The 26,605-nt window shown below is 45.2% G+C and carries 11 protein-coding genes; 5 read left to right on the forward strand and 6 right to left on the reverse strand.

Annotated elements, in window-relative coordinates; genetic code table 11:
- Positions 1–172 precede the first annotated feature (172 nt).
- The gene (locus V202x_RS08625; RefSeq protein WP_197993299.1) at positions 173–15,259 is read left to right on the forward strand and encodes a Calx-beta domain-containing protein; all 15,087 of its coding nucleotides are present in this window, start codon (positions 173–175) and stop codon (positions 15,257–15,259) included.
- Positions 15,260–15,330: 71 nt separating this feature from the next.
- Here V202x_RS08625 and ald read toward each other — a convergent pair whose 3' ends face one another.
- Positions 15,331–16,440 (reverse strand): alanine dehydrogenase, encoded by a 1,110-nt coding sequence (gene ald, locus V202x_RS08630; RefSeq protein ID WP_145173061.1) that lies wholly within the window; start codon positions 16,438–16,440, stop codon positions 15,331–15,333.
- Between the two features lie 173 nt (positions 16,441–16,613).
- Here ald and nadC point away from each other — a divergent pair, with 173 nt between their 5' ends.
- Entirely contained in the window at positions 16,614–17,504 is an 891-nt protein-coding gene (gene nadC / locus V202x_RS08635) for a carboxylating nicotinate-nucleotide diphosphorylase (RefSeq protein ID WP_145173064.1), read from the forward strand.
- Positions 17,505–17,558: 54 nt separating this feature from the next.
- The gene (locus tag V202x_RS08640) at positions 17,559–19,907 is read left to right on the forward strand and encodes an ArnT family glycosyltransferase (protein WP_145173067.1); all 2,349 of its coding nucleotides are present in this window, start codon (positions 17,559–17,561) and stop codon (positions 19,905–19,907) included.
- A gap of 23 nt (positions 19,908–19,930) precedes the next feature.
- On the opposite strand, the gene V202x_RS08645 is transcribed toward V202x_RS08640, so the two are convergent.
- Positions 19,931–20,134: a hypothetical protein gene (locus tag V202x_RS08645; RefSeq protein WP_145173069.1), complete on the reverse strand. Its 204-nt coding sequence runs from the start codon at positions 20,132–20,134 to the stop codon at positions 19,931–19,933.
- 312 nt (positions 20,135–20,446) lie between these two features.
- Between V202x_RS08645 and trpB the strand changes: the two genes are divergently transcribed.
- A complete protein-coding gene (gene trpB / locus V202x_RS08650; protein WP_145173072.1) occupies positions 20,447–21,652 on the forward strand; it encodes a tryptophan synthase subunit beta in 1,206 nt (401 codons plus the stop codon).
- Positions 21,653–21,751: 99 nt separating this feature from the next.
- Complete coding sequence (trpA, locus tag V202x_RS08655) at positions 21,752–22,540, forward strand: tryptophan synthase subunit alpha (protein WP_261343761.1); 789 nt, start codon at positions 21,752–21,754, stop codon at positions 22,538–22,540.
- 25 nt (positions 22,541–22,565) lie between these two features.
- Here trpA and V202x_RS08660 read toward each other — a convergent pair whose 3' ends face one another.
- The 4 genes from V202x_RS08660 to V202x_RS08675 form a co-directional block, all read right to left on the reverse strand.
- Positions 22,566–23,006 (reverse strand): ASCH domain-containing protein, encoded by a 441-nt coding sequence (locus tag V202x_RS08660; RefSeq protein WP_145173078.1) that lies wholly within the window; start codon positions 23,004–23,006, stop codon positions 22,566–22,568.
- Positions 23,007–23,013: 7 nt separating this feature from the next.
- A complete protein-coding gene (locus tag V202x_RS08665) occupies positions 23,014–24,408 on the reverse strand; it encodes an MBL fold metallo-hydrolase RNA specificity domain-containing protein (RefSeq protein WP_145173081.1) in 1,395 nt (464 codons plus the stop codon).
- Positions 24,409–24,508: 100 nt separating this feature from the next.
- Complete coding sequence (locus V202x_RS08670) at positions 24,509–25,486, reverse strand: glycosyltransferase family 2 protein (protein WP_145173084.1); 978 nt, start codon at positions 25,484–25,486, stop codon at positions 24,509–24,511.
- Between the two features lie 41 nt (positions 25,487–25,527).
- On the reverse strand, positions 25,528–26,586 hold the full coding sequence (locus V202x_RS08675) for a YbhN family protein (RefSeq protein WP_145173089.1): 1,059 nt from the start codon (positions 26,584–26,586) through the stop codon (positions 25,528–25,530).
- Positions 26,587–26,605 lie beyond the last annotated feature (19 nt).

Raw genomic sequence — 26,605 nt, forward strand, 5'->3', positions numbered from 1 at the left:
CAATCTGTAACGTCTGGAATCCAATCTTTCGATTCGATTCGTGTATTTATTTGCTAGAGAGACTGAAACCATGGTTGTGGGCCATTTACCCTTCGTGTCATCATTTCGTCGTCCAATTTCACTATTGAACTGTCTTCGCAGAGGCCAAAAAAAGCGTCAACATCGACAGAAATTGGAACGTATCAAAAGTTCTTATTCTACTGCTGAACAATTGGAAGACAGAACTCTTCTCGCTGGTGCTTCTTTGGTAAATATCGAACCAAACATCGATATCGCTCTGACCGAAGGAGAGGTCTATAATGAAGCTCCCAAAGAATTGACTTTCCAGTTTACTCCTGGACAACAGATTGATCCTGCTTCTTTAGGAGGCATTCAGATTGTCCGTAGTGGATTGGATGGTACCTTCAATGATGGCAATGAAGTGGTCATTCAACCCGGGTTCATTGGTATCGGTGATGATCCAAACGAGGTAATTGTTCGCTTCGCCGAATCATTACCTGATGATAACTACCAAATCACAATCTTTGGAACAGGTAATACACCGCTACTCAACCAGAATGGCGAAGCCTTCCAGGATGGCGTTGATCAAGTTATTAACTTTGAACTTGACTTGGGCGCTAAAGTTGTTGCCGTCGTCCCTCAACCTGTCTCAGGCGGTGGTACAGGGAGCTTGAGCCAAGCCCTCAATCAGATTGATGTTTACTTCAACGATGATCCTCTCGACCAGGCATCTGCCGAAAACACATTCTTTTATCAACTGATCGACACTTCCAGTAATGTGATCGTGAACCCCGCATCGGTATCCTATAACTCTGCCGAAAATAAAGCCACACTCACTTTTGCTTCAGACATCGCAGATGGTACCTATCACTTGAGAATAGGTGAATCAGCAACTCCTAATTTCGCAGCTTCCAACGTTGTCAGTGTTGCAGATGATGACAATTCCAGCTTCGATACAGCCTTTGATCTCGGAATTCTCACCACGCAGACGATTCAGATCAATGAACAAATCGAACCACAGGCCGTAGCCCAACCTCCACTTCCTGGTGGTAACGATGAACCTGGTCATCGTGAAATCACAATCGAACAGCACATTGAGATTAACTCAACAGGTACAACTCCCTCTAACCCTGGGGCAATCGGTACGGTCTTTTTCTCTTTCCCGGAAACTTATGGCGTTGATCTATTTGGGAATACTCTCTTTAACGAGATAACAGAGAACCAGAAACAACGCACCCGTGAAATTTATGAAATCTACAGCTACCTAACAGGAATGGAAGTCCAGGAAGTCGTCAGTGGTGGTACGGGGATTGTGACAGGAGACCCTCGTGCTGTTGATCCGTTTGTCCCCCCATTGGCTGTGGGCGGTATCGCCGGGAATGGCTTGGCGCTTATGAACGGTGCCCTCGATTGGGGTGACAGTCCCTATGGCGGTGGATGGTTTGTGACCGCATTTCATGAAATTGGGCATACACTTGGTTTAGGTCACTCTTACGACCTACCTTCAATCATGGGTTCCAGCGGGGGAGATGTGGGAGGGACCGTTTCTAGCGAACCCGTATTTCCTTCAAATCACGATATTGTCCACATTAACCGAATTCGTCCTGCGCTTAGCAACGACATCGACCTGCAAAAATTTGAACTCACTGCATCAGGCCGATTTACAGCGGAAATTACCGCAGATCGACTACCAACAAAAAGTTTTCTGGACAGTGTGCTCACGCTCTATCGAGAGTCTCCGGGTGGAGTACGCGAAATCATCGCCCGTAATGATGACTACTTTGGTGAAGATGCCTTTCTGGATCTGGATCTCGAAGCGGGAACCTATTATCTGGCAGTCACAAGTGTGGGAAATACCGACTTCGACCCCACAGTTTCTGATTCGGGATATGGCGGTCGGACCGATGGCGACTATACTCTGGACATCAACTTCACACCAGACCCACTCGCCAATACGTTTATGGTTGATGCGACAGGCGTTGCTCTAGACGGAGATGCTGACAGGCAGGCAGGTGGAGTCTTTGATTTCTGGTTCCAGTCAGGAGAAACGATTTTTGTCGACAAAGCCACACAATCAGGTGGTCCTGCTGATGGAAGCTTGACGAACCCTTATTCTAATATTGATGATGCTCTTTCAGCGGCAGCAGCCAGCGGAACAACCAAAATTGTACGAATTGTCGGCAATGGTGGAACTGACGGTAATATCAACACAGAAGAAAATAATGAAGCCTATCTGATCGGTCTGACTGATTCCTTCCAGCCGTTGGAAGATGGCGCAACCTTTGATATACCGCAAAATGTGACCGTGATGATTGATGAAGGTGCCATCATCAAACTTCAAAACGCGAATATTGATGTTGGTTCGAATAACCTGCTGATCGACCGTAGCGATGGTGCGCTACAGATTCTGGGAACTCCCGATAATCAAGTCTACTTAACTTCCTTCGGGAATGACGCCATCGGCGGTGATGATGATGGCCTGAGTGATGGGGCTAATCCGGGGGACTGGGGAGGTATCGTCTTCCGTGCCGATTCCGACCTTGAAGACTCAGGAGTGTTTTTGAATTCGGTCAATAACGCAAACATCAGTTACGGTGGCGGAAGTGTGTTTGTGAACTCTGTGTTACAGACTTTCTCCCCTATACATTCTGAGTCCGCGCGACCAACAATCTGGCAGAACACCATCTTTAACAATGCGGATTCTGCCATCTCAGCAGACCCCCGCAGTTTTGAAGACAGCCGCTTTGAAAATGGCTCATTCATTATGGACCGTTATGGTCTGGAGATTTTCGACAACCAAATTTTTGATAACAGCGTTAACGGATTATTCGTGCGGATTAATACCGCCTTTGGTAGCGAAATAAACAAACTGGATGTACCTGGCATTTTCAATGATGATATTACTCATGTGATTACAGAAAATCTGCAAATCTACGGGGCTCCAGGAGGACAGTTAGATGACGCAGGGAATCCGACAATCAATGGTCGCTTGAAAATCAATCCAGGAACGGTTGTCAAACTGTCTGGAGCGCGCATTGAAGCGGAACGGGGTAGCGCCCAATTAATTGCCGAAGGAACAGAAGAAAACCCCATCATTTTTACTTCCCTAAGTGATGATCGCTATGGCGCGGGTACTACTTTTGACACGTCCAATGATGGTGTCACAGCGTTTGGCCCGGGCAACTGGGGTGGAATCATCTTTAATGCGGCCTCTTCCGGTAGCATAGATCATGCGCTGATTACTAACGGGGGTGGGTTAACACCGATTGAAGGTGGATTTGATAACTTTAATGCCATTGAAGTTCATCAGGCTGAGTTTCGTCTCACTAATAGTGTCCTAGAAGACAATGCGAACGGACGTTCAACATCCAATCGAAACGGTCGTGGCTCCAATGGAAGTGCCACGGTTTTTGTGCGCGGCGCACAACCAATCATTGTGGATAATATTTTCCAGGATAATGCTGGGACAGTGATTAGTATTGATGCGAATGCACTCAACTATAAACTGAAATCCGACTATGGTCGCTCCACAGGATTCACCGATTCTTATCAGCAGTATCCAGACAATCATGGTGCTCTGGTCCGTCTCAACCGAATGGACAACAACGGTCTTAATGGAATGGAAGTTCGTCCTGCACTACTTGATACAGAAACGATCTGGGACGACACCGATATCGTACACATTTTACATGGAGAAATTCTGGTCAACCAGCATCACACTTTTAGTGGTATCCGGTTGCAGAGTAATCTCGATGAAGGCCTCGTTGTGAAACTGGATGGACCTACTGCTGGCTTTACGGCTGACGGAGTTCCACTAGATATTGATGACCGCATCGGTGGTACGGTTCAAATCATCGGACAACCCGGTTTCCCAGTGATACTCACATCATTGGCAGACGATAGTGTGGGAGCTAGCTTTACCCCTGCAGGTCTTCCACAAACTGACACGAATAATGACGGTGGTGCCTCCACACCTTCAGCGGGTGACTGGCGCAGCATACGACTAGACCGATACAGTAATGACCGTAACGTCGTTGTGCGTTTCGAAACAGAAGGTAACAACACCAGTGGTGTTGATGTCAACAACACCCCTGGTTTTGCACAAAATCTTGGAGTATTGGCCCCAGATGAAATCAGCGGAGATGAAAACAGAGCATTAGGTTTTCATGTGGAAGGAAATATTAGTGCCGATGCTCCTGATGATGTTGACGTCTATAGCTTTAATGCCACTGCAGGTACCCGAATCTGGATTGACATTGACCGTACTTCCTCGTCGCTAAATACGATGGTCGAACTGGTCGACATTTTTGGGAATGTCATCGCATCCTCACTAGACTCATTCGCAGGTACTTTTACTGGCATAGCAGATCCACTCTTGCAAACAGACCATCTACTGGGTGATTTTTATTCTCAAAACATTAATGATGCTGGTTTCAGTGTTGAACTCCCAGGTGCTTTGGGAGTTACAGGTACTTACTTTGTGCGGGTCAGTAGCGAAGGAGGTTTGACATCAGGTCAATACCAGATGCAAATTCGCTTAAGGCAGGTTGATGAAAAGCCTGGTTCCACCGTCCGCTTTGCCGATATTCGTTTTGCGACAAACGGCATCGAAATTTTGGGACAACCCTCACACTCACCGCTGCTCGGTGAATCATCCGAAAAAACGGGAACGAATGAAACCATCGACAATGCTCAGGGACTTGGAAATCTTCTGACCAGTGACCGCAACACATTAGCTGTTTCAGGTACACTTTCCAGTGGCACTGACGTTGACTGGTATACCTTTGAAATGGGTTACGATCTGATTCAGGTAATTGGTGGTCGGAGTGATGGCGGTAAAACATTCTCGACGATTTTCGACATCGACTATGCAGATGGCTTGACCCGCGCCGACACGACGCTTTCCATCTTCGACGATCAAGGCAGATTGATCTTAATCAGTCGCGATTCTGATATTGAAGATGATCAGGCCAATGGTGATACTGAGGATTTAAGCAGTGGCAGCTTTGGAAAACTGGATCCCTATATTGGTTCAACCCAGCTTCCAGCAGCAACACCGGGCAGCACGTTCCGTTACCATATCGCAGTTTCTTCAAATCAACGCTTACCACAGGCCCTCAATGCTACCTTTAATTCCAGCGCATTAAACGCGCAAATTCGCCTGGAGCCCGTCAGCTCCGTCCAAAGAATTGTGGAAGATCATATTGGTTTCAGCGGATATACTTCCGGAAGCTCTTTATCAGGTAGCACCTCTCAGGTTGATCCAACAACTCCGCGAATTTTTGACATTATTGATACAGACACTGACGATGATGGGGATGGAAACAAATTATCTACCCATGTCACTGCCTTTACCCTGGCAGATGTGAATCTCTACATTTCAGAGGAAAATCGACTCAGGATTGCCGATGCCTATGATGGTCGTGTTGTTGATTCTGTTGGGGGCTTTCCTCTCTCTGCTAATACTATAGATGTAGGAGCACTGTCTGGTGGTAGTCCCACGACTTCTGATATTACGATCCGTTCGGACGGTCGACTTTATAGTTATGAAAGTCTTCCTGGAGTTCAAAATACAGCAGGCCGACTGAAAGAACTAAACGCAGGCACTGGTGGAACCATTTCACAATTCAATGATGGTATTCCAAACGTACCTGCTACCGGCTTTTCAGATCCAGTAAGATTGACAACAGATAGTGTGGGTGCGCTTGCCTTCCAACGAATTGATTTCGCCACCTACAACTTGTTCTATGCAGTCAATGATGGTGCTAACACCACTCTTTACCAGGCAAACCCAGCCAATGGTGATGCCGGCGATAATAGAGTAGTTAGTGCTACTAATCCTGCTGATGCGAACAACCGATTTACTGTTATTGGTGATGTTATTGGACTTGGTAATATTACTGGTATGTCGTTTCAAGGGATCAATTCTGATCCAACTCCGTCAACTTTGTATGCTGTCACTGATACTGGACAATTTTTGACAATAAATTTGGTCCCTGGTCCTAATGGACGTCGTGATGTAGGTTCCATTTCCTCTGTAGATTTATCTACTGAGATAAGTGGATTAGGAACATTTGCCGGTTTGACAGCGGCACCACAAAACCTACACAACGGCGCGTTTCAGGATTATTTGTTTGCGATTACAAACACTGGCAACCTGTTCGCAATTGATCCCACAACAGGAATGATCTTGACCACAGTTACTGATCCTGATCCTGATGTAGGCACCATCAATATCTTTGAGGGAGGGGGAACATCAATTAATGTTGGTGCAAGTGGTACTGTCACGGGTCTGGCCTTCTCGCCACTGGACTTCAACTTGTGGCATCCCACATTCCAACGAAATAGTGATGCAGGCCACGGAATCAATAATACCTTTGACCAAACCAGAACTGATGCTGGCGGTAACGACCGAAACTCTTATCCCGAAGGTCGAGAGCATAGCGAACAACAGGGTGGAGCCAGTTTTTACTTTGGCTTTGAGGACTGGGTAAACAACAATAATGGAAACGTAACCAATGCCTATATTGATTATGTGACTGATGCTCAATATGGGGTCATGTCAGAAGCTTTCCAAAGAGACCTCTCCTCCAACCCCGACATTGGCGATAATTACAATATTGCTGGTGGTGCACATGGTTCACTGGAATCTGGTGAATTTAGCTTGGATGGTTACAGTGCCACTGATCTGCCTACGCTCTACTTTAATTACTTCCTGGAAACTCAAAACGCCAACTCATTAACTAACGGCATGCGGGATTCCGCGCGCGTCTTTATCACAAATGACGACGGGGCAACCTGGACCCAATTAGCAACTAACAACTCTACATTGGCACCTGCCACTGATCCTAATTCGGGAGAATTATCTTCTTATATCACGACCTCTGAAAGAGAAGGTGTAGGAAATACCAATCAACATGTTCAAGAATTATTTGATAACTCAGGAGTCTGGCGACAGGCACGTGTGGATCTCGGAAGATTCGCTGGCGATGCAAACTTAAGGCTACGTTTTGATTTTAGCACTTCGGGCACCATCAGTTCTGATATAGACATGCCCGGTGACGGCTTCGGTAATCCAATCAGCAATCAGCAGGCTCAAAACAATGCCTTTGAAGGCTTCTATATCGACGATATTATCATTGGTTTTGCCGAACGTGGCGAATTGGTAACTGGTGCCCAAACTGATCAGACCGATTTCTTTAATGTTCCTCAAAACCCGACTTTTGGTGCCCCCACTCAATTACTATCAGGTGCTTATCAGTTAGAAATTCGACGTGGTACAGATTACGCCGCACCACCTAATGGACAACTACCAGATTTAGTAATTTTTAATCAACTTGATACAAACGATCGTCTAATTCGTGAAGATAACCAACTAGGCGATCGTAATCTGGAACGTCAGCAAGGTCATATTTCTATTGAATCCAATACGATCACCAGTTCATCAGAATATGGTATCAATATCGACGCCGGTTTGCGTGAGTCTGTTGCCGCTGGTCCTAACGGTGGTGTTAGTGCACGGTCCCAAGCAGGTGGTGTGATTAATGGCCCAACACTGAATAACTTCTTCAGTGGTGGTCTTGGTTTCGCGCCTGGTGTTACCGTCCAAAATAACGTACTTACCGAATTCGCAAATGGTTTAGGAGGACTTCGCATCAGCGGCGATGAAAATAGTAGTACCTCAAACAATCCTGCCGCTGTCTCTTATACGAAAGTTGTTAATAATACATTAGTCGGCGCCAATGCTGAGGTCACTCAGTCCTCTGCGCAAATCGATGTCGTTTTCATTATCGACGTCTCTGGAACAATGGGATCAGCGATTGCAAATGTTCAAGCTCAGATTCTTGGTTTCGATGCGCAAATGCAGGCCGCAGGAATTGATGCACAATACGGTCTCGTTCTCTTTCCAGCTCAATCAGGAGGTTTTGGCGACACAGACCCCGCTCAGGTTCAAGATATTGTTGACTTCGCCACATTTACAGCACCTGGGAGTCCTTTTCAGAATATTCCCATTCAAGGGGCTACCGAACGAGGTAGTGATGCCATTCTGGAAGCATTGAACCAGTTTGACCCTCAATCTGGCCCTACTACTTTTAACTTCCGCCCTGGCTCTCGAATTGTTCCCATCATTTTAACAGATGAAGATGATGACAGTGATGCTCAGTCTGCAATTGATGCGCAAGCAGCTTTGCTCACATCCAATGCATTATTCTATGCAATCGCAGACCCAGATGGCTTTGGAAACACAAACAGTACTTACGGTGTCTTCGCATCTTCAACTGGTGGTGAAATTTTTGATATCGATGATTTCCTTTTCGATCCTGCTAACTTCTTTGCCACAATGACAGCAGATTTGATTGGCCAGATTGCTGTAGGAGCATCGGGACAAGGGATTGTCGTTGAAAACTTTGCCTCTACAACCATCCTAAACAACGTGATCGCCAATACCGCAACTGGTATAGATTTACAGTCCTCAGCTGGAATCCCAAATGTTGTTGGCGCCAACTTATTTAAAGGAAATGGTAATAACGGTACCGTGGGTAGTAATGCGATTCTACTTGGTGCAAATGACCCCTTGTTTGTCAATCCTGAACAAGGGAACTTCTATCTTGCAGATGGTAGTCAGGCTATTGATAGTTCCTTAAACAGTCTGGCAGATCGCCCCGAATTCGTAGATGTTAAAGATGCAATAGGAATGCCTAACTCTGACATCTTCGCTCCAAATAATGACGCGTTCGGGCAATTGCGTGTCGATGACCCAACACAAACTCCTCCACCCGGCCTGGGATCGAATATCTTCAAAGATCGCGGGGCAATTGAACGTGCTGACTTTGTCGGTCCCACTGCCAATATAACCTTGCCTGCCGATAATGATGCCAACGGTGTTGACCTCAATAACAATCCCACAGAAGTTTATATTTCCAATCCTGAGTTGTTCACGACAATGATCGTTGAGCTACAAGATACAGGCATTGGCATTGATGATAGATTAGTCAACTCACTCCAATTTACACTGACTGCGGAAACCAGCTCAACATCGCAGACGACGTTAGTTGAGGGCGTTGATTATCTCTTTAGTTATAATCCCAATACTAACGAAGCCATTTTTACTTCAATAGTTGGCGTATTTAGTTTAGACACGCTCTATACCATTGATGTAGATAACTCCAGCTTGACAGGTGTTAAAGATCTCGCTGGTAACTCATTACAGCCTAATCAGACAGACTTAACAACATCGTTTACTGTCGTTGTCACTGATGGAGTGAATGATCCACCAGTTCATAACTTTAATAACACTCCGATGCCTGATACTCCCAATGTCAGCACAACCACTGATTCAGAAGTTCCCATTGTCTTTTCATTCGCTAATGACAATCGTCTCTCCGTCACCGATGTCGACGCATTCCTGGGAACCGGTGAAGTTGAAGTAACGCTATCTACCGTCAATGGTGCTTTAACGCTCGGTTCAACCAACAACATCGTATTTTCGGTAGGAACGGGGCTTGGTAATGAAACCATTATGACCTTTACAGGTCAACTCGCTGATGTGAATGCCGCACTTGAGGGAACCATCTGGACCCCAGATGCAGGCTATTACTCCTCTCTCAATGTATTAAACCCAGCGACAGTTACATTGACAACAAGTGACTTAGCGAACTTTGATGGTTCGATTGCCACCGGCGATGGTGCTGGTCCGCAAACAGACGTTGATGTGATTGACATCACTGTCAATGATCCACCAACGGTTGAATTCAGTTCTGCTACTTATTCGGTCAGTGAAGATGGTACCAGCCTGAATGTCACCTTGACCAGGAACGCTACCGCTGCTGCTTCTACTGTTCAAGTCACATTAGCCGATAATACAGCAACTTCTCCAGATGACTATGATAACACTCCATTTACGGTTACGTTTGCCGCAAATGAAACAATAGCTGTTGTGCAAATCCCCATTATTGACGACAGCCTTGTTGAAGCTGATGAAACGATCGACCTTACTGTTATTTCTGTTGACAATGCACTCATTGGAGTTCAGAACACGGCACAAGTCACTATTATTGATAATGACCAGGCTGTTCTCACAGTGAACAATGTCACTGACGATGAAGCAAATGGACCGTTTACATTTACGGTCACTATGTCGAACGCAGTTGACCGAGAAGTTAATGTGGATTTTGCAACTGCAGATGGCACAGCAACAGTCGCTGACAATGACTATAACCAGGTGAACCTGGGAGACCAGCCATCTCTCATCTTTGCAGTCAATGGCCCATTAACTCAAACATTTTCCATTGATATTAATGATGATTCCAAAGTCGAACTGGATGAGTTTTTCAACGTATTCCTGGGCAATCTTATCGTCAATAATATCAACGGCCACGACGTCGTCCTCGGCCCACTGGGATCAAATAATGAACACGCAACCGGAACGATCGTAAATGACGATCAGGCTGTTCTTTCAATAGATGATGTATCAGCATTAGAATCGACGGGGCAACTGGTCTTTACTGTAACACTTTCTAATGAAGTTGCGAGCGATATCAGTGTCCTTGCTTCGACGCAAGACGGTACCGCTACTACTGGCGACAATGATTACGTATCAAGCAATCAGACTATTACGTTCCTTCAGGGTGGTTCATTAACACAGAACTTTACAGTGACTGTCAACGACGATGACACTGTTGAACTCGACGAGACTATTTCTGCGATTCTTAGTAATCTGAACGCCAATGGATTCAACGTTATTATTGACACTCTTGGTGGTGATACCGGCACAGGTACAATCGAGAACGATGACTCAGCAACGTTCACTATTAGCGATGTCACCGCAAATGAAACAAATGGTCCCTTTGTATTCGTAGTAACGATGTCGAACGCCGTCGACGTTGATGTGACTGTCGATGTCGAAACAGTAGATGGAACAGCTCTCGTTTCAGACAATGATTACACTGAGGTCAATGTCGGCGATCAAACATTGACTTTTGTCAGTGGTGGCTCACAATCACAAGTCTTTACCGTCGATATCACCAATGACAATAAAGTGGAACTCGATGAAATTTTCACGACGATTCTTAATAATTTAAATGCAGGTGGTCGTGATGTGAGTATTGCAGGAGCGGAAGGGACTGGAACGATTCTTAATGACGATCAAGCAGTCCTGAGTATTGGTAATGTTTCTCAATTTGAAGATACAGATGCAGGCGCTGGTGCGGGAGTCTTTACTTTTACGGTTTCCATGTCGAACCCTGTTGATGTCGATATTGATGTCGATGTTGCAACACAAGATGGAACAGCCACAACTGCCAATAATGATTACACCCCTATCGTCTTGGGTGATCAAACCATTACATTCACATCAGGTGGACCATTACTCCAAGCATTTGAAGTACAAGTCACTGTTGACAATATTGTCGAGTTAGACGAAACATTTAATGCCATCCTGGGGAATCTAGTAAACCAGGGTCGAGATGTAATTCTCGGCGCAAACGGCACAGGTGTCATTCGCAACGATGACTCAGCACAAATCAATATCAATAGTGTGTCTGGCGAAGAAGCAAATGGTCCCTTCACTTTCACAGCGACTCTTTCTAATCCCGTAGACAGCGATATCAGCTTTGATATATCGACACAAGATGGGACAGCGACTACTGCTGATAATGACTTTACGCCAATCATCAACCAGCTTCTTAACTTCACAACTGGTGGATCACTTACCCAATCATTTACAGTAGATATCAATGATGATAGCAAAGTTGAACTCGATGAAATCTTCAACATTGTCATGAACAATCTCGTTAGTACCGGTCGTAATGTCACATTAGGTAATCCTGGAATAGGTACGATAGAAAATGATGACTCAGCAACATTGACGATCAATAATATTTCTGACCTGGAGTCAAATGGTCCCTTTACATTTACTGTGACACTTTCTAATGAAGTTGATACTGATATTTCTGTAGGAGCAATAACTCAGGACGGTACTGCAATTGCAGCCGATGGTGACTACACTGCTCTGAACTCTGGCGACAGGGTGATCACGTTTGTTAGTGGTGATCAATTAACCCAAACCTTTACTGTAGATGTAGCTGATGAAAATCTTGTAGAAGCAGACGAAATTTTCTCCGCAATACTAGAACTCGCCAGCCTACAAAATGGTGGCCGCGAGGTAACCATTGTAAATGGTGGAGGACAGGCTACAATTCAAAATGATGATTCAGCGACACTGTCAATTACACCAGTCATTGATACCGAAGATAACAGTCCATTCCAGTTCCTGGTTGAGCTTTCTAATCCCGTAGATGTAGCGATTACTGTTGACGCTTCTACTGTTGACGGAACTGCTATTTCACCAGATGATTTTCTGGAAATCATCGGTCAAACCTTAACTTTCAATGCCGGAGAAACAGCGCAATTTGTTAACGTTACTGTAAACCAGGATATTGAAACAGAAATCCCAGAAACATTTGAAGTTGTACTGGATAATCTGAATGCAAATAGTAGAGCTGTCTTCCTTACAAGCATCGCTACTCGTAGCAGTTCTGCAACGACTGATGCCGCTGTTGCCGTCGATGTTGCTGGTGACTTCGCTTATATCGCTGACCGTGATGGTGGTTTACAAATCTTTAACATTTCTGATCCCTCTAATCCATTCCATGTGGGATCATTCGACTTTAATCAGCAAGGAATTGCTCAGGGAATTGATGTTGTTGGAAATTTGGCATTTCTGGCCGTAGGCGAAGCAGGCTTACAAATCCTGGATATCTCAGATCCTACTACCCCAACTTTTGTTGGCAGTATTGCCACACCCGCGCGTGCACGAGGCGTACAAGTGATTGGTAATATAGCTTATGTTGCCGACGATAGCGGTAATGGTGGTGGCCTCCAAATCATCGACGTCACGACTCCATCTACTCCTGCTCTATTAGGAAGTTTTGGAGTAGCTACTCCTGGTGGATTAGCCGGTGGCGTACAAGTGATTGGAAACATTGCTTACGTTACAGATGGAAATAATGGTCTTCAAATCGTCGATGTTTCCATTCCGACGGCACCTACTCAAATCCATAATGTAGCGACACCAGGTGGAGCTGCCATTGGTTTGGATGTGGTCGGTAACTTTGCTTATGTCGCAAATCGAGAAGGTGGGCTTCAGATTATTGATATTAGCACTCCTGCGACGGCTTCCGTCGTTGGTAGCTTCGATACATCTGGCATCGCTACGGGTGTCCGCGTTGTGGGTAACTTTGCCTACGTCGCAGATGGTGCGGAAGGCTTGAAAGTCATCGATGTTACAAATCCAACATCACCTGCATTTGCCAATCTGCAAGATACTCCTGGAAGTGCCCGCAGTTTACATGTTTCAGGGACACTCGCATTTGTTGCTGATACATTTAGTGGATTACAAATTCTGGAATTCTTCCCCTCTGTTACTGCTACAGGGACTATTCTCGATCCTTCTGGCCCTCCACTGACCGGTACTGCGTCAGCAAATACGACTATCGGTACTTCGCTCGTAACAACTCCTAGTTCGACCGATGCCAATGGGGAAACAAGCGCCGTTCCTGAAAGTGAACAGTGGATTGATGAATGGGACAGCTTCTGGATCGAAGTCTGGGGAAATACGAGTGAGGGATCAGGTATTAGTGGTGGTAGTTTCGACCTGGAATACAATACCGATTACTTTACTGCGACTGCAGTCGAGTATGGTGCTGCTTTCGGTAATTCGACATCTTCTACAATCGATGATCAGACAGGAATCGTTTCGGGTATCACTGGTCAAAATAACCTTGGTAACCTTGGTTCTACAGATCAGGTCTTACTGGCGCGTATCAAGTTTGAATCATTAAGTCATGATGGAGTCTCAATTGATAAAGCAACCGGTTTCTTAGGACCTCATAGCCTGGGAATTCGTGTAATAAATGCCCAACTTGACATTTCAGGCCTGGGTGGCGTCACTGCTTCAGTTACCGAATCACCTGCAACTGACTTATGGGCTGTTCCTTTTGACCTTGATGATAATGGAGCTATCAACTTCAAAGACCTGATGGCATTTGCCTCCTACTATGGAACGTCAGTAGTCAATGCGACTTCTGGACTTGCCTGGTCTTTGGACTTTGACAAGAGTGGTACAATCAACTTTAAAGATCTTACTTATCTTGCTACAAACTACAATCGTACCAAAGCCAGTGGTCAACAAATCAGTTTCCCTCCCAACTTCCCCCAAGAATGGTATGGTCCACAACTATCAACCGATGGTGAAGACTCCTTAAATGACTTGATCGACGCTGCTGTTGACGAATGGAAAACAGCTACAGGTAATGAAGATTTATCAGTACAGGTTGTCGTCACCGATCTCGGTGGCCAGCAGCTTGGTGAAGGTCATATTTTAGAACTTGATGAAAATGGGATTCCTATTAAAGGGCGAGTCTACATTGATGACGACGCTGCAGGCTTAGGCTGGTATTCTTCTGTTGAAGGTCTTTCCTTTGATAGTAACGGTCAAGCCATTGCTGGTTCAGCAGCTGAAGGACACTACGATCTTTATACAGTGCTCTTACATGAAATCGGCCATGCTGCTGGATTTACTACAGGTTACTCGGCCTTCTCAGATCATTTAGTCACGAATGGTTCTGGGCAAGTCCAGTTTGTAGGTTGGGATTTTGTCGCTCCTCTGACTGACGATGGTTTGCATATAGACAACACCTTCTACCCAGATGATGTCATGGGCGCCACGCTCGATCCTTCCACCCGAAAAATGATCTCGACATTAGATGCTCAGATTTTGCAAGCTGCCTATGATAATGCTGCGGGAGCGGTCATCACTCCTCTGGCTGCTCCTCTGCTGGCTAATGTTCCTCTCCCACAGGTTGAAAATTCAATTCAATCTACAGAAGAGGCATTTTCTTCGACAAAAATTGTTCCTGTGAAGGTTCAATCTTCAGATACAATAACTACACGGTCTAATGCCTCTGATAATTTGTTACAACAGTCTGATTGGGAAGTTGCCACATCGTTGATGTTTAGACATTCTGTAATGACTCTTGAAAAGCCAGATACTCTGGAACAACTGGCAGGCTCTTTGATTGAAGCTTCTTATGTAACAGAGCCATTTCTGTCCGAAGAGCCTGGGAAAATCAAAACGGAAGATGCACTCTCCCGATTTGATTTTGCTCATGATTTCGAACTTGATGATGCGGCCGAATTTGAAATCATTGATGAAGAAGTTGACAGCCTCTTTACTGACTGGGCTGGACCATTGGTTTAAAAAGGACTAACGCCTACTCGGGCGGCTAATCTGCGATTCAAAGAGGTGAGAATTTAATTCTCACCTCTTTTTTATGAAGCAAGAAACTCGCTAAATTCAAAACCGAACGTTTCTGCGACTGGACCATTAGTAACCTGGCCTCGATGAATATTCACGGCAGTATATAACCCGTGATCCTGGGCACACGCTGCTTCTAATCCCAAATTCGCCAGCTTCAAAGCATAAGGCAATGTCACATTACACAATGCATAAGTGCTGGTACGCCCCACGGCTCCCGGCATATTGGCAACGCAGTAATGTACAACACCATCAACCACAAACGTGGGATCTGAGTGCGTCGTGGGGCGTGATGTTTCGACACATCCCCCCTGGTCAACGGCGACATCGATCAATACGGCTCCTGGTTTCATCATTTTCAGAGCAGACTCGGGTACTAACAAGGGAGCCCGCGCTCCGGGAATCAAAACGGCGCCAATCACCAAATCAGCCAACGCTAATTCAGATCGGATATTATGTTGATCACTGTATAACGTGTTGACATTGGCAGGCATGATATCTTCGAGATACCTGAGACGTTCCACATTGATATCCAGAATCACAACATCCGCTTGAAAGCCAGCTGCAATTTGTGCTGCATTTTTTCCCACCACACCACCACCGAGAATCACAATATGTGCAGGTGATACACCTGGAACGCCTCCCAATAAAATTCCGCGACCCAATTGAGGCCGTTCAAGATATTTGGCGCCTTCCTGAATACTCATTCTGCCTGCAACTTCACTCATCGGAGTTAATAACGGTAATTGCCCGCCACGACCTTCCAGTGTTTCGTAGGCAATGGCTGTTGCTCCCGTTTCCAGAACGCCGCGTGTTAAGTCTTCATCTGCAGCAAAGTGGAAATAGGTAAATAACATTTGCCCAGGCTTCAACAATGCCCATTCAACGGGCTGGGGTTCTTTAACCTTGATCACCATATCAGAGCGTGCAAACACCTCTTCCGCAGATGCTACAATTTCTGCTCCATTCTCTGCGTAGAGCTCATCAGGAATTCCACTTCCTAAACCAGCTCCACGTTCGATGAGAACAGTATGGCCGGCATTCGTTAACTCTTCTGCCCCGACCGGAATTAAGGCAACCCGATACTCATCCTGCTTGATTTCACGTGGTACCCCAACAATCATTGTCTTCTCCCGATTTCATGTAGTTCAACAGACTGCTATAATACGACAGAGAGTATAATTATACGCATCAAGTTTTATAGTATTCGTCTTAATTGAACAATATGCTTGAGGCTTAACCAGACCATTTCATTGACAGTTAAAATTCACCACAGCGAAATCGAAAAGAATTCAGAGTGACCATTCAATTTACCCAGCCCCAGGAAACCGCAGCAAAAGCTCTGATCAAATTGAGTTTAGAGGAAGATTTAAATCAAATCGGTGATCTGACTTGCCAGGCATTGATCAATGAATCTGATCAGGCAGAGATACAAATTGTCGCCAGACAAACGGGAATTCTGGCGGGCGCTCCGATCGCTTCACTCGTTTTTTCTGAGTTGGACTCTCCCGTACATTGTTCGCATCACCTGTCTGATGGTGATACATTACAACCAGGTTCGATCATCGCCACTTATTCCGGACCGTTGGCTTCGATTCTGATTGGTGAACGAACAATTCTCAACTTCATGACACATTTGAGTGGTGTCGCCTCACTGACCGCAAAATACGTTGAGGCAATTCAAGGAACCAATGCTACGATCCTGGATACGCGCAAAACGCTGCCTGGCTGGCGGGTTCTCGAAAAATATGCTGTGACTGCCGGTGGCGGCACAAATCATCGTATGGGGCTCTACGATGGTGTCTTAATCAAAGATAATCACCTGGCTGCCTGGGCCAGTCGTAATTCAGAACCATCCATCGCAGCTGCAATCAGACACGCTCGTGAATCAGTTCCAGACGGAAAAAATATTGAAGTCGAAGTCGACAGACTTGATCAATTAGCCGATGCCTTACAGGCAACTCCTGAAATCGTTTTGCTGGACAACATGTCTCCTGAACTTCTTAGACAGGCTATTCAGATGCGAAATCAACAATCACCGAGCACACTCCTTGAAGCCTCGGGAGGGATCACATTGGAAAGTATCCGCAGTATTGCCGATACAGGAGTTGAACGAATTAGTATTGGGGCGATTACTCATTCTGCTATCGCACTAGATCTGGGGTTTGATTGGAAACGACGGACTTAAAATGCCTCATTGTAAATATAGCCCATCTCTTCACATATTATTAGACCATTCCTTATGAATGACCCGCCTCGTCCGCAGCATACAATATCTATACCTGAAGATAACCCGATCTTCGTGCGTGGTGCCCTGATCTGGTTACTACTGTTTTTTATTGCCTTCATCAGCTTTACACTACCCAATAATCCTTCCATAAGTCGCTGGGATATTGTGACAAATCTCCCTTACCTTCTTCTGGATCTGATTGATCCGCTGCCTGAGGAAAATCCACACCCTGCAGGCTGGAGTTATTTTCCACAACGATTTCCCCTAATAGGTATTGCACTTGTCATCCTCACAGGCGCATGGGGTTTAGGACAAATAGTAACAAGGCTGATTCGAATTCCATCCGCTCCCTTCACAATAGAACGAACCGTATTCGCATATGGCGTTGGTATTTCCAGTGTTTCGTTGCTCACTTTAGGAGGAGGCTTACTAGGAATTCTTTCCCAGATACTCTGTTATCTGGTACTTGGCTTGAGTGCATTACTGGGGGGAATCTCTGCATATACCGAATCTAAAAGGAACATTAGTCCTACACCATCTTTAAAACAGTCCCCACCAGATACAGTCTCTCAAGAGACGATATTTCGTGGGGCCTGCTGTCTATTGATTTTCCCTTTTGTGCTCAGCATGTTTTTAGGTTCTATGTTACCTTCCACTGATTTTGATGTGCTGGAATATCATTTTGGTGGTCCCAAGGAATTTTATCAGCAAGGCTATATTGGCTTCCTGCCGCATAATGTTTATACCAGTTTTCCCTTTTTGACTGAGATGCTCACACTGCTGGCAATGTCGCTCAAAGCAGACTGGTACTTTGGTGCACAAGCGGGCAAGCTGGTTCTGATGAGCTTTTCCCTGTTCACGGCACTTGGGATTTTTGCTGCTGCCCGCCGCTGGTTTGGTTCAGAGACAGGATGGCTTGCGGCTACGATTTATCTTACCACTCCTTGGACCTATCGTATTTCCATAATTGCTTTAACCGAAGGAGCACTCTCCTTTTATTTGATGTCCAGTTTATTGGCTCTTATGCTGACCATACAAATATTAAAATCTTTGAGTAATTCCAGAGCTGATCGTCCCCACACACTCGATTCAAATCAAGAAGTTGCACCAAACAAGAATCTTCGCCACTTGTACGGTTATACTTGTCTGACTGGCTTATTGTCTGGTTCTGCCATGGCATGTAAATATCCGGGAGTGCTATCAGTTGTCATTCCCATTGGCTTAGCACTATTAGGTTTTAGCTGGGCTTTATTGAAACATGATAAACAACAACGAATGTCTGTCACGCTCAAGCTCGCCGGAATTTTTTCTCTGGGCACACTACTCACTATCGGCCCCTGGCTATTAAAAAATTTATGGGAGACAGGCAATCCAGTATACCCGTTGCTCTATTCTGTATTTGGTGGTGTTGACTTGAACGATCATCTCAACACGAAATGGAAAGGTGGCCATAGCCCCAAATCACATAATCCAGTTGATTTAGGAAAAAACTTGATTGATGTCACCATGAAAAGTGATTGGCTGAGCCCACTACTTTTTAGTCTGTCACCACTTGCATTTTTGAAGCAACAACATCGCCGGTTGATTTATTGGTTATGGATTTATGTTGGATTCCTGTTCCTTTCCTGGTGGGTATTCACACATCGCATTGACCGCTTCTGGGTTCCCATGATTCCCGTGGTTTCTGTTCTAGCAGGTATCGGAGCGACCTGGAGTTCAAAAAGATCTTGGAAAACAGGAGCTTTCATCGCGATTTTAGCTGCAAGTCTGTTTAACCTCTGTGTCGCAACAAGTGGACTTGGTGGAAATAACGCCTACTTAGACGACTTAAATTATGCACGGAAGTTTACTGCAAATTTAACCGGGCCTGAAATCATGCAACTGAACCAGATGCAGCTTGGCCCAAATCAAGTGGTACTCTCTGTCGGCGATGCAGAACTGTTTAATGCCGAGTTTCCCGTGATCTATAACACGGTATTTGACCACGAAGTTTTCAAGCAATGGACGGCAAAACCAGAACCGGATGTTCCAGATAAATTACTCTCAATGAAATCAGCCAACGAAATCAAAGAAAAGTTAAAAGCAGAGCATATCGCTTATATTTACGTTAACTGGGCAGAGGTGCTTCGCTACCGACGTTCCTATGGTTTCACCGATTATGTCACTCCTGCAAGATTTGATCAGCTTGTGAAGGAAGGTGTCTTACAACAAGCTTTGCCGAATCGTTTCAGCTATCGGAAACTCGATTCGCTCAGCAAACTAGACAGAAAAGAACTCTTGGACTGGGCACCTGAGTTAATTGTAGAAAGAGAAGGCGAGCGCTACTTCATCACAGCTCAGATCTTTCCCGTTGCTCCATAAATTCCTGTCTTTCGAACGTAGAATCAGCTTACGGGAGACTCAAAATCATTCAATTCACGACGAGCAGAGCGGAGTGCAGAACCAAAGTTGGGAATAATAATGTCACTATCATCCAGATTCTGATACCCTCGTGGTTTGCTTTCCAAGAGGCAATACCGCTCAAGTTCATCAATGTGAATGGATTCACAATTGATGGCTTCTGCCAATTTTTTGTCTGTCGTATTCATTATAGGCTCCCCTCTAAGTCTCTTTAGTGAAACAATTCGTTTCACTATTCGCATCACGCATTTTATCAAGTTTTTAGTGAAATCCTATATAATTCTAGCTAGACATCTCGTTTTTTGTGCCTAAAACAACTCAAAGCCAAGATACTAAAGTACATATAGCAACGATTTATTTCTATCAAACTACAGAACCCCAAACCGAACCTTACCTGATTTTCAAGCGTCCAATTGCCGGGCATTGACCAGTGGCATTGGGAATTCAATAATGGTCAAAGCGAATCTTTTTGAATTACGTTTTCTATATTTGAGTGAATTATGACCACGATTTTATCTGATGTCCCAGACGCTTCAGGACGTTTTGGAGAGTTTGGACGACGATTTGTTCCTGAAACTTTGATGCATGCTCTGGAAGAACTGACTCAGGAATATGAAAAAGCAAAACAAGATGAGTCTTTCCAGTCCGAATTGAATGATCTGTTAAAGCATTATGTTGGCCGGCCCAACCCTCTTTATTTCGCGGAACGCCTCACAAAACATTGTGGAGGTGGCAAAATATACTTTAAGCGTGAGGACCTGAACCACACGGGCGCACACAAAATTAACAATACGATCGGCCAGGCGTTACTCACAATGCGAATGGGCAAAAAGCGGGTCATTGCCGAAACAGGAGCAGGCCAACACGGAGTCGCGAGTGCCGTTGCATGTGCACGGTTTGGACTTGAATGTATTGTATATATGGGTGAAGAAGACATACGTCGCCAAAAGCTCAATGTCTTCAATATGAAGATGATGGGTGCGGAAGTACGAGCTGTCACCAGTGGTTCCAAAACATTGCGTGATGCCGTCAACGATGCCATGCGCGATTGGATGTCAAGCGTGGAATCGACTCACTATATCATCGGCTCGGTCATTGGTCCACATCCTTTTCCAATGATGGTACGTGACTTTCAATCTGTCATTGGAAAAGAAACCCGCGCTCAGTGCCTGGAACAAACTGGGAAACTTCCAGATCAGGTCATTGCCTGTGTTGGTGGTGGTTCGAATTCCGCTGGTATGTTTTATCCGTTTATCGACGATGAGTCCGTAAAATTAATCGGAGTCGAAGCAGGCGGGCGTGGACCTGAACCAGGAGAACACGCCAGCACATTGAGCTATGGTGCCAAGGGAGTGCTGCATGGTAGCTTTGGATACGTTCTACAAGATAGTGACGGACAAACACAGGACGTACACTCGATTTCTGCTGGTCTCGATTATCCGGGAGTCGGTCCCGAACATAGCTACTGGAAAGACTCTGGCCGAGTAAACTATACTGCGATCACTGACAACGAAGCACTTGAAGGATTTCAAACGATGGCGAAACAGGAAGGAATCATTCCCGCCATTGAATCTTCCCATGCGATTGCCCACGCGATGAAAGTGGCGCGGGAAGCTCATCCCGATGAAACGATTGTCGTCTGTTTATCCGGCCGCGGAGATAAAGATGTGAATGAAGTGGCCCGCTTGCTAGGACAAGAAATTTAGTTAGACTAAAAAGACTGTTCGCTTAATCGTCTCCTCTCTTCAGATAAAAAAGTACCAAAACGAACCGTGACTAGACGTATTTCTGAAAAATTTGCGCAGGTGAGCTCAGAAGGCCGGATGGCATTTATGCCATTTATTACTGCCGGTGATCCCGATCTTGATACTACAGTTGCCGTTTTAAAAGAATTGGCAAACTGCGGCGTCGATCTCATTGAGATTGGTTTTCCTTATAGTGATCCTATCGCCGACGGCCCCGTGATTCAGGAGTCCTATACACGCGCCTTGAACAATCATTTCCAGGTACATGAACTATTTGACGTATTAAAGTCGCTATCCTCAGATCAAACCACAACACTACCACCTCTGGTTGGCATGGTCTCCTACGCAATCATCTTTCGCTATGGTGCTGAGAAATTTTTGAACGAAGCAAGTGCCGCTGGATTCTCTGGGCTGATTGTCCCCGATTTGCCTGGCGATGAAGCATTAGAGTTTTCACAAAAAACACAATTGGCGAACTTAGATCTGGTACAACTTGTTTCACCATTAACTCCAGAAGATCGTACAAAACGTATCGTTCAAACTGCCAGTGGTTTCATTTATTGTATCTCAGTCGCAGGAACGACGGGAGTACGCGATGAATTGCCTGCGGAGTTAACTACACACCTGGAATCACTTCGTCAATTGACAGATCTCCCCCTGGCTGTTGGTTTTGGAATTAGCAAACCAGAACATGTTGATACGTTACGTGGTAAGGCCGATGGATTCATTATTGGCTCTGCAATTGTGAAACAGTTTGCAGCCTTTTCTGATTCCAATCAAACCCGTGCGGAAGTGATTTCGTCAATAGGCAATTATGCCAGTGAAATGATGAGTGCAACCAGAGGCTGAATCCGCTTATCTAAAACGATCTCTACTACTTCCGAGTATCAGTGTGTTTCCGCAAAAAAGGGTAAAACCAGACACCATAAGGTAAATAATCGGGAACTAATAAAGTTTTCATACGCCGAGGATTTGCCAGTTCCCAACCATATTTCCCCTTCAAAAGTGTCGCTGGTATACCTGATGCAGCACTATGTTTTGCACTGACAGGAAACGAGTCGATGATTTCGACGGTCCCGATCAAAACTCCGGTAGGAAGTTTATCGACATTAATTCCTGCTTGTTCAGCGGCAGCTTTCGCGTGAGGTGTTTTTGCGATTGTTTTCGAAGCATAAATATAAATCGGACCACGGATATGAGTCTGACTGGAACGTAGCTCAATCTTTTTAATACCACGTAGAATCAGCTCTGCCCACGGCTGTCTAAGTCCCAAGGCAGGTAGACTTTTGTCGGGATGTTTGATTACTCTTGTCATTGCAAACTTAAATTTCAAAAGACTGTTGATAGTGTGGGATTACCGGCTCCAGATCACACTGATCACGAATTAATGCTGATAATGCCTTCGAAGATTCTGGTTCACCATGTACCAGAAAAACCTGACCAATGTTTCCCTGCTTTGCCGACTCTTCATACCACCACATAAAGTCTTCGACATCGGCATGTCCTGATAACCCGCTCAGTTGAACAACTTTGGCCTTTACCTCGTAGTACCGGTCAAATATTTTCACTTTGGGATCGCGATTTATCAACCGCCGTCCTAAAGTGTAAGCAGCCTGATAGCCCATGAGTACGATCGTCGTTTCCAATTGTTCGATTCCATTTTTAAGATGATGTCGCACACGGCCATTCTCGCACATTCCGCTCCCGGCGATGACCACAAAAGCTCCTTTTCTTTTGTTGAGGGCGATACTTTCTTCTCGTGAGGAAACATAATTGAGTAATGAAAATCCGAAGGGATCTTTATCAGATTCGATAACATTTTTGACTTCATCGTCCATATCATGAATATGATGCCGGAATACGGAAACCAATCGAGTTGAAAGCGGGCTATCAACAAAGATCGGAATGTATGGTAGACGCTTTTCGTTATACAAATCATTCAAATAATAAATAATTTGCTGAGTTCGACCTAAACTAAAGGCGGGTATAATCACACGCCCTTCAACGCGGTAGGCTTCATCCAAAATCTGGAAAAGCTCTTCTTTCATGTCAGACGCTTTTTCATGTACCCGATTACCATATGTGCTTTCAGAAATTAATACCTCACAACCTTCAATTGGTTCCGGGTCTCTGAGTAATGGTAAATCCCGTCGGCCCAGGTCTCCCGTAAATACGATGTGCCGCCATTCCCGTTGATCTTTGATTTTCATTTCGATGATCGCTGAACCTAGAATATGCCCTGCATCCAAAAAACGAACTTTCAGATCGTCACCCAGTTCATGCCACTCATGATAATCCAAGCGTTCAAATAGCTTGGCTACCTCATTGACATCGTCTTCCGAATAGAGTGGTTCAATCGGCGGATGTTTCTCTGTCAATTTTCTTGCCAGATAGCGAGCGTCTTCTTCCTGAATTCGGGCACTATCCTTGAGCATGATTTCAGCGATGTCCGCTGTTGACGAAGTACAAAAAACTGGTCCGCGAAAACCTTTGTTGTAAAGCTGGGGTATATTCCCACAATGATCCATGTGACCATGCGATAGAAAGACCGCATCCAGAGATTCCGGTGGATAAGCAAACTGACTGTTCTTGAGATAGGATTCTTCGCGATGCCCCTGAAACAAGCCACAATCCAACAAAATTCGCCGTGAATCTGTTTCGATTAAATGCTGGCTGCCCGTCACTTCACCGGCGGCTCCGAGAAAAGAAATTTTCATTTCACATTTCGCTCTCAATCAAAGCAATAGACTTCGGGGGAAAAAGTGTAGAGATAAGGTTTGATTGGTTCTGATAAGACAGGAATGTAAACAGGATCTGTCAGGCGATGATCTCTTGCTCGTTCTGCGTAGTACTTTCTGTTCGCTCAGCGATGCTATAGGAATCCTGATGGCGACCGGTGTAAGCCACGATTAATTCCGCTAACAGACCGAGACTGATCGCCTGGCCCCCTAGAATGGTGGCTGCAACAGAATAAGCCAGTAGAGGTCGATTTCCGATAGATCCTAACCCCAATCCAAACAGGTTGGTCAGGATCCAAAGAAACCCTAAATATCCTAATCCCAAGCCACCTAATACTAAACAAATCAGGCCTACCGCTCCCAACATATGCTGCGGCCGTTGTCCGTAACCAGTCAAGAAGCGAACTGTTAACAAATCTAGAAATCCTCGCAAAAAACGACGAACACCATATTTAGAATGACCATGTTGTCGCTCTCGATGGTGAACTGAAATTTCTGCAACTTTAAAACCCCGTGCATCTGCGAGTACCGGAATGAACCGATGTAATTCCCCATAAATGCGAAGCTCGGCAGCAACCTCTTTACGGAATAATTTAAAGCCACAGTTATGATCATGCAGCCATAATCCGGTCAGCTTGCCAACCATCCAGTTAAATACTTTACTGGGGTATACTTTATGCCAGGGATCGAGGCGTCTTTCCTTCCAACCATTAACTACATCATACCCCTCATTCAATTTCTCCAGAAAACGGGGAATCTCTTTAGGGTTATCTTGCAGGTCGGCATCCATCATCATGATTACAGACCCTCGTGCTGCTCGCATGCCCGCAGTCAACGCAGCTGCCTTGGCAAAATTTCTGCGGAACCGAATTCCAGAAACTCGACCATCATTCGCGGCGAATTTAGAAATAATTTCCCAAGAGGTGTCAGTGGAACCATCGTCAATAAAAATAATTTCAAGATCAATATCATGTTCTCGGCTCGTATCACAGATTTCCTGATACAGTTGTGGCAAACTTTCCGATTCATTCAAAGTCGGAATCATGATAGAGAGCATAACAGACCCCTTTCTCACTACATGTGGTAACAATGGCGTTATCAGGTATTCTCAGGAGAAGAATCTAATCGTACTGATGTGCTATTATTTTTAGCATGACTCCTGAACCCATAGTATAAAACAAAGGCTGATAATAATTCACTAATAAAAGAAACGATTCGCATTAATAAGGCAACAACAAAGGCATTAACAGGCCCAATTTCTGGACTGCCAGCCAGGATCGCGATGAGTAGGCCTTCTCGAACTCCCAGCCCTGCAGGTGCAAATAAGACCGCAAAACCCAACGCAAGCGCTGCAGATATTGCGGCAGTCCAGAGAGGCCACTGCTTTAGAACTAGGCCATCATCCCCCAAAGAAGCAATAACCAATCCTAAACTCAAACCATGCAAACTCCAACTGATCACAAAAGCGAAAACTCCCATATACAGTAATCGTAGCGAAACTGTAGCCTGTTGTTCTCCAGTTGAGACACCTGACTCTGAGTTTGACATCTTTTGGGAAATCCATTTTAACAGCCGAGACAACAAGGGCAAAGAAACAAACAGTGCGAAACAAAATAGGATAGGCACCAATAAGGGCCGAGATTGAATGGACTGAATCCAGGCAGGCCATTCAGTCGATTGATCTGCATTTATGACATAAGGAACCAGTGCCAGAAAAAACACAATTCCGACCCCCATCACCGCCAAGGTCTCATAGGCGGCTGTCAGAGCGGATACAGACACCCGCACACTAAAATCTTTTAATAAAGTGGCCCGAATCAGCAATGTAGAAACTTTACCAGGGATATACTTTCCGAGATGACCACAATAGTAAGCACGTGCAGTCGGCCCAAAACCAGGACTCTCACCTGAGGCAATCATCAATTGTTGCCAGAACCAAACCGAAGGTAGCCAGGCAATGAAATAACAGATACCAGATAAAATCAACCATGTAGGCTTGATCTGAATTTTTGTTAGAGCCTCACCCTGCTCTTGATAGAGCTGATACCCTTGATTCCCCACATAATAAAAGATGAGCGCCAGTAATCCCCACTTTATCAGTTTCCAGATCCAGGGCAGGGTAGATTTGGAAGTGGGTGTGCCTTGTACTTCGGACATAAACAGTACGAACTTCGTT

It is taken from the genome of Gimesia aquarii (genome assembly GCF_007748175.1).
GTDB classification, from domain to species: domain Bacteria; phylum Planctomycetota; class Planctomycetia; order Planctomycetales; family Planctomycetaceae; genus Gimesia; species Gimesia aquarii_A.

Coding starts and splice junctions, on each gene's coding strand:
- ald (WP_145173061.1), bottom strand. CDS start 16,440: ATGATTGTTGGGGTACCACGTGAAATCAAGCAGGATGAGTATCGGGTT.
- V202x_RS08640 (WP_145173067.1), top strand. CDS start 17,559: ATGAATGACCCGCCTCGTCCGCAGCATACAATATCTATACCTGAAGAT.
- V202x_RS08645 (WP_145173069.1), bottom strand. CDS start 20,134: ATGAATACGACAGACAAAAAATTGGCAGAAGCCATCAATTGTGAATCC.
- trpB (WP_145173072.1), top strand. CDS start 20,447: ATGACCACGATTTTATCTGATGTCCCAGACGCTTCAGGACGTTTTGGA.
- V202x_RS08660 (WP_145173078.1), bottom strand. CDS start 23,006: ATGACAAGAGTAATCAAACATCCCGACAAAAGTCTACCTGCCTTGGGA.
- V202x_RS08665 (WP_145173081.1), bottom strand. CDS start 24,408: ATGAAAATTTCTTTTCTCGGAGCCGCCGGTGAAGTGACGGGCAGCCAG.
- V202x_RS08670 (WP_145173084.1), bottom strand. CDS start 25,486: ATGCTCTCTATCATGATTCCGACTTTGAATGAATCGGAAAGTTTGCCA.
- V202x_RS08675 (WP_145173089.1), bottom strand. CDS start 26,586: ATGTCCGAAGTACAAGGCACACCCACTTCCAAATCTACCCTGCCCTGG.